6 protein-coding genes and 1 pseudogene are annotated in these 6,488 nt (G+C 42.0%); 3 read left to right on the forward strand and 4 right to left on the reverse strand.

Annotated elements, in window-relative coordinates:
* Positions 1-345: 345 nt before the first annotated feature.
* Together DXD12_RS14875 and DXD12_RS14880 are read right to left on the reverse strand one after the other, a co-directional pair.
* Entirely contained in the window at positions 346-909 is a 564-nt protein-coding gene (locus DXD12_RS14875; protein WP_107001912.1) for a chromate transporter, read from the reverse strand.
* Positions 910-924: 15 nt separating this feature from the next.
* Entirely contained in the window at positions 925-1,500 is a 576-nt protein-coding gene (locus DXD12_RS14880; protein WP_107001911.1) for a chromate transporter, read from the reverse strand.
* A 270-nt stretch (positions 1,501-1,770) separates the two neighbouring features.
* Here DXD12_RS14880 and DXD12_RS14885 point away from each other — a divergent pair, with 270 nt between their 5' ends.
* The gene (locus DXD12_RS14885) at positions 1,771-2,757 is read left to right on the forward strand and encodes a LysR family transcriptional regulator (protein ID WP_182457101.1); all 987 of its coding nucleotides are present in this window, start codon (positions 1,771-1,773) and stop codon (positions 2,755-2,757) included.
* Positions 2,758-3,132: 375 nt separating this feature from the next.
* A pseudogene (locus DXD12_RS14890) lies at positions 3,133-3,444 on the forward strand (Uma2 family endonuclease); the annotation flags it as partial.
* Between the two features lie 27 nt (positions 3,445-3,471).
* Here DXD12_RS14890 and DXD12_RS14895 read toward each other — a convergent pair.
* Together DXD12_RS14895 and DXD12_RS14905 are read right to left on the reverse strand one after the other, a co-directional pair.
* Positions 3,472-4,092, reverse strand: a complete 621-nt coding sequence (locus tag DXD12_RS14895; protein ID WP_118638606.1) for a flavodoxin family protein — start codon at positions 4,090-4,092, stop codon at positions 3,472-3,474.
* A gap of 817 nt (positions 4,093-4,909) precedes the next feature.
* Positions 4,910-5,686, reverse strand: coding sequence for a transglutaminase domain-containing protein (locus DXD12_RS14905; RefSeq protein WP_182457102.1), 777 nt, complete (start codon positions 5,684-5,686; stop codon positions 4,910-4,912).
* A gap of 173 nt (positions 5,687-5,859) precedes the next feature.
* Between DXD12_RS14905 and DXD12_RS14910 the strand changes: the two genes are divergently transcribed.
* Complete coding sequence (locus tag DXD12_RS14910) at positions 5,860-6,102, forward strand: helix-turn-helix transcriptional regulator (protein WP_118638609.1); 243 nt, start codon at positions 5,860-5,862, stop codon at positions 6,100-6,102.
* Positions 6,103-6,488 lie beyond the last annotated feature (386 nt).

A 6,488-nucleotide genomic window follows, 5' to 3' on the forward strand; every position in this document is an offset into this window, starting at 1 on the left:
TTTGTCAACAACTTTTTTATTTTATTTTTAATCTTTCTCAGGAACCCGTTTGCGTTTCTGCTCTTATTTCCTCGATTGATTTGCCCTTGTCTCAAGGACGTATGTTATGATACCAGAGTTTCCAAGGATTGTCAACGATTTTTCTATATTTGTTATTCTTTTTATTTTGTTGTGATTTTTTAGAATATTCTTACTATTCTAAGTCTATGCATCTATTTCCCCTAATCCCAGAAATGGCATCGAATCAAAAGAATCCGATGCCATTTCCATCCATTCATAAATACAGCTTTCAATCTCCATCTACACTCTCATTTATATCTATTACCTATTCCTATACTACCTTCTCTACAAATGATACTCAATCAATTTAACTGCCAGGCTGACACCGCCGCAGACCCACATCACAAGAATTGGGTTCAGTTTCCATTTACGGAGCGCTATAAAAGCTGCCGAAAAAAGAACCAGACTGCCCCACTGGATCATCCTTTCCCCATTTACCTCTGGAAGAACTGCTGCCAGTAGCATCGAAAGTCCGGCACCTGCGATCAGCGCCACTACCGCTGGGCGAAGACTGCCTAAAATACTTCCCATCGCAGAGCCGCCACGGTAACGCCGATATATGTATGCCAATACCGATACAATGATACAAGATGGGAAAATACATCCCCAGGTTGCCGCAACCGCTCCCGGAAGTCCCGCTATCCGAATTCCGACAAAGGTTGCTGAATTGACCGCAATCGGTCCCGGCGTCATTTCCGCGATCGTGATAAGATTCGTAAACTCCGTCATCGTGATCCATCCCTGTCGTTCCACAATCAGGCTCTGTACCAGTGGAATCGCCGCGTAGCCGCCGCCCACGCTGAAAAGCCCTATCTGCAGAAAGCTCAAAAATAATTGTATATAGATCATATCTATTCTCCCCCTCTATACCGCACCGGTCGTCTGCTCACGTTTTCTCATCCAGATAAATCGAATCGTTCCCGCCAGAATACCCGCCGCAATGATATAGATTACATTCACATCCAGCACAAAATCAGCCAGGAACGCAATTACCATGATTGCAATTGAATACAGCTTTTTTTCCTTCATAACATTCACTCCCAGCCCACAGGAAACATCCAGAATCACAGCCGCCACGCCGACTCGCATTCCCTCTAGTGCTGCTGCCACCCAGACGTTCGACGCAAACGCGGCGTAACAGACGGATAAAACCGCCAGAATCGCCATCGGCGGAAGAATCGTTCCGATGACTGCCACCACCATTCCGGCAAACCCATATACTTTCCAACCAACCAAAATTGCCCCATTTACCGCAATCGCGCCCGGACAGGACTGTGCCAGTGCGGTAAAATCAAGCATTTCCTGTTCATCAATCCAGTGAAGCTCATCCACGAAACATTTCTTCATAAATGTCACAATGACAAAACCGCCCCCGAATGTAAATGCGCTGATATAAAGTGTTTTTAAAAATAAAACCAGCAGTTGATGCTTCTGTTTCATCTGCCATTCCCCCTTTTTCTATTTTATCTTTTGTCTCTCCCAGTTCTCCTTCACGCAAAACAACATTCCTTTTTCTGTGCCCATTATAACACTTGCCAATTCATTTTAAAATTACTATAATTTATATATAGTTCTTATTAAAATATCTATGATTCTCTATAAAAGCAACGCCGTCAAAAATAATATTTCTGACGGCAGGAAAAAAGCAGGACAAACATACAAATACGAATGTTTCCCACTCCTTATGAAACATTCAGGAAAGGAGTTTTCATGACACTGCGGCATTTCCGAATTTTTATCGAAGTAGCATCCGCCGGAAGCATTACACAGGCGGCACGCAATCTCTACCTGACGCAGCCAACCGTCAGCACCGCCGTCCGGGAGCTCGAAGAACACTACGGAACATTATTTTTCGACCGGATCAACCAGCGTCTGCGAATTACCGGCGAAGGGCGGCGTTTTCTCGACTATGCACGCCATTTTATCCAGATGTACGATGAAATGGAACTGGCATTTTCCAATTCCGGAATCAGCGGAGTTCTCCGCATCGGTGCCAGCACCAACGTGGGGATTTCCTATCTGCCACGTTTCATGCAGCTATTTCAAGAGACATATCCCCAGGTGCACACGCAGGTCCATATACAGACGACCGCACAGACGGAAGCCATGCTCTTAAATGGGGCGCTAGATCTTGCAATCGTCGGCGGAACCATCCGCTCCGAACAGATTGCCCTGACTCCCCTGTTTCAGGAACACTACACCGCCATCTGCGCGCCGGGACACCCGATGGCAGGAAAAACCGTTTCCATCAATACATTTATGAAACAACCGCTGCTCTTCCGCGAAGTCAGCAGCACCTCCTATGAAGTATTTCAAAATGCCATCCGCCAGACCGGCTGTGAGGTCACCCCTGCCTGGGAAAGCACCTCGCAAGAGGCCATTCTCGAAGCCGTCCGCCTGGGGCTTGGCGTCACGATTCTTCCAAGCACTATGATCGAAGCTGAGCTGAGACTCAGTGCCATTTCCCGGATCTATTTTTCGGATTTTTCTTTTCAAAATACCGTTCATCTGGCGTGGCATCAGAGCAAGTTTCTGTCTCCTGTCATGCAGGATTTTGTCCAAATGGCGCGTGAACTTTTGTCATCCAACCATATTTCCGCTCAAAATCCCCCGGAAATCTTCCCTCATACATATCCTGTCCACAGAAATTTTCCGAAGGACTCTCCCGCAGCTACGCTCACTGAGCTGCGATATTGAACTACCCTGGGAAAAATTTCGAAATGCATCGGTGCTCTCTCAGATGCCTCTTCGTCATTTTCTGGCAAATGCGTTCTTTTCCGCTCTACTGGAACCAGGCAGCGGACTGGAAGATATGATTCTACAGATGCAAGGGATCGCGTTAGAGTATGCCATCGTCCGCTACAGCCTTTTCCTGTGATGGATGCATGACGGTTCCGGTAAACTTCCGTATGAGACGGTTCGCGATTATCAGGTCATCATTATCCATATGACCGGATACGACGCTGAGGTTATCTGGGATTGGTTGCGAATACGTACGGATGATTGAAAATGATTTCTTCCTGTTATACTTTTAGGTATAGGTATACCTATATTTCAAAAGATTACTGAAATTTGCCCGACGGGCAGCATGCAGAGCTGATCGACGGGCAATTTTATAATATGGCACCTCCAAGCCGGATTCATCAGGAAATTTCCTACCAGATTTCCCGCCTTCTTGGAAATTATATCGAGTCCAACGGCGGAAAATGCCGCGTTTATCCGCCTCCTTTCGCCGTCAATCTGGATGCGGATGATAAAGATTGGGTTGAGCCTGATATCTCTCTTATCTGTGATCCGAACAAATTGACCGACCGCGGCTGTTCTGGCACTCCCGATCTCATTTTCGAAATCGTATCTCCATCCAGCCGGCGCATGGACTACATTATCAAAAATGCTCTGACTCCCTTAAACTTACCGAATAAAATTCGTCGCCGTCCGCTCCTCCTGTTCCGGAAGACCATATTCTTTCTTGCCAAGCTCGATGGACTTCATAAGAAATGTCATATTCTTTGCAAGCATCCGCATCGTCTGCTTGCCTTCCTCATCCATCTCTGCCTCCCCTTTCTCACAGCCGTGAATACTGTTCCAGTATCTGCTGGATGCAATCGGCATATTGCTGATGGTAAAAAATTTGTTCAATTCATCAAAAGTCGCTGAGCAGCCACCTCTGCGTGCACAGACTACACTTGCACCCACCTTCATGCTCTTATCAAAGGACGTGCTGTAAAACAAGCGGTCAAGACAGGCAATCAGCGTCGCATTAGCCGATGCATAGTAGACCGGACTGGCAATCACCAGGCCATCCGCCGCCTCAAAGAGAGGTGCCAGCTCATTTACGATATCATCAAACACACATTTTCCAATTTCGCTGCACTGGTTACAGGCAATACAGCCCCGGATATCTTTATTTCCAATCTGCATGGTTGTTACCTCCACCCCACTATTTCGAAATACATTCTCCATTTCCCGGATGGCAATGGATGTGTTGCCGTTTACACGTGGACTTCCGTTTAGAATTAATACTTTGCTCATCTTATTTTCTCCTTTTTCTTATCTGATTAAATTCCAAATCACCAGCAAAACTAAAATAACTATACTGAATCTTATACATATCTTACTGAAAATCTCAAATCTGCTGAATAGCTCTATCTTAGAAGCATTTATCTCTTCATTTTTTGCAATCGCTTTGCTTCCCAGCTCGATCAGAAAAAATACGAATAAACATAACATCATCAATATTCTAGTAATCAGGAACACTCTATCATCTAACATATAAATACAATTTACCGCATACATAGCTACTGATGCGAAATAAATCAATGTTGCTAAAATAAATACATATACCATATTCTTTTGAAGCTTCATACTATCACCTTCTTTCTATAAAAAATAATATCATGTATTCAAAAAAATACAATATATGCTTCAAAATCGTATGGAAACTGTAAATGTCCTCAAATATGTTCTTTATTGGCAATAGAAGAGTATTGACGGTCTGTTCTGTAATATAGCAAAAAAAGCCTTGAAAATTCAAGACTTTTAAGAATAAAAAAGCATACGACGGGGCTCGAAACTAGCCTTCACTAAAAACATGTTATTTATAAAAAATAAAGGGGTCAGAGTTACCTTCCTGTATCTCCCCTTACTCCCCTATAAAAAATGTATTCGATGAGAACTGTCACGGGTGCCACACTTGCTCCTTGATAAGATAAACTTTTAACACGAAAAATATCAAAAATGAAACGAACCAGAAAGGGACTACCATCCTTATCCCTTTCTGGTTTAATTGCCCATTTTCTACATTGAAAATTAACTAATGTTAAATCGATTATTCAAATACTGCATTTCCTTAAGCATGCGGTATATTATATTTATCCAAAATACTATACATACCAGATACATCACCAGCCTCTGCATATTTATCAAATAGCTCTCCATCTGCCTTAGTTATATAGTAAGTACCATTTTTATTTACAATAGGAACCATACCAACTTTATTAGCTTCCATACATAAAACAGTATAACTATTAGCACTTGTATCAGCCCCAGTACTATAGTTAGCCGTAACCAGTCCACCTCCGCAAGAATCTTCTCTATATCCTGGAGTCATTCCTAAAACACCAACAACTCCAGAATCATAATTTGTTAGATCGCTATAATATTCCACCCCATTGATAGTTACCTTGAGCATATCATGCTCTACACCATTAAGTACTCCACCTGACACAACTGCTTTGATACCGCATTTCTCACAAAGAGCCAGTGTTAGTGCTGTATAATCAGCGCACACACCCTTACCATCTCTAATCGTATATGCAATATGTGGTTGAACATACGTTATGTCATAAGTTAAAAAGGAGCATACCTTATTAACAATTGCCGTATATCTGGTCATTTCATCCTGTATACCTATAATATCACCTTTATTAGCTTCCGCCCAAGCTTGACACTGCGCCACTCCCTCACATACATACCAATCGGAAGTTCCATACATACTCTGATACTCACCTGCAGATAATCCCTTAGGTACAATCCACTTCGGTTCCTCAGCTGCGAATGATGTTAAACTCATCCCAAATATCATTGTTGCCGCCATTCCTGCTAATGCTAATATTCTTTTTTTCATTATATACATCCCTCCTTCGTATTTTTTATTCTGTAATATGCAAAAATTCTTAATCTATTTACATTCACTATACCACGGAGGATGTAATAATCAAGTACGAAGTCGCATTATTGCGACCAAATATCTGATTGAACATTTTATAATGCACTCAATCAAGTATTTGGAGGTGCTACGTGACAACCGATTCTAAGGTAAAATCCGATAACGCAATTTCTTTAGGCACTAATATTAAAAAACTGCGTCTTGAGCATTCCTTTACTCAAGCTTATATGGTTCGTCAGATGCAACTTCTTGGGTGCAATACCACCAAACAGAGTTATTCAAAATACGAAAAAGATTTAGCTCATATTTCTGCTAGTGAACTCGTTGCCATTACTCATATTTTAAATACATCGCTTGATAATCTTTTTAAATAGTTTCTTATTTTTCTAATACATGTCCTAGAATAGAATCTCTATACCAGCAAATTCCACTCATAAGATAGGAAAAACTTATGCAAGTCGGTTAAACTCTGGAGAAAGAAACACACAAACTTTTAAAAACTGCTTTACAGTAAAATATCGCTATTTAGCATCTGTCTTCAAGTGTCTTCATGATAGTTGCTACTGAAAACATAAAAGATTGCATTTCAAAGGTTTTAAACCAGTACAAAATATTTCAAATGCTCAGGCAGGGGATGATAACACGAAAACTTCAAGTAAAAACTGCAAGTAATTTTAGTTATGTAAACTAAAAGCGGATCCCGAATACCTCGGAACCCGCATAAATCCTGGAAATAAAAAGAGCGCGAGACGGGACTCGA

The organism is Clostridium sp. TF11-13AC, from assembly GCF_003481065.1.
In the GTDB taxonomy this organism is placed as follows: domain Bacteria; phylum Bacillota; class Clostridia; order Lachnospirales; family Lachnospiraceae; genus Otoolea; species Otoolea fessa.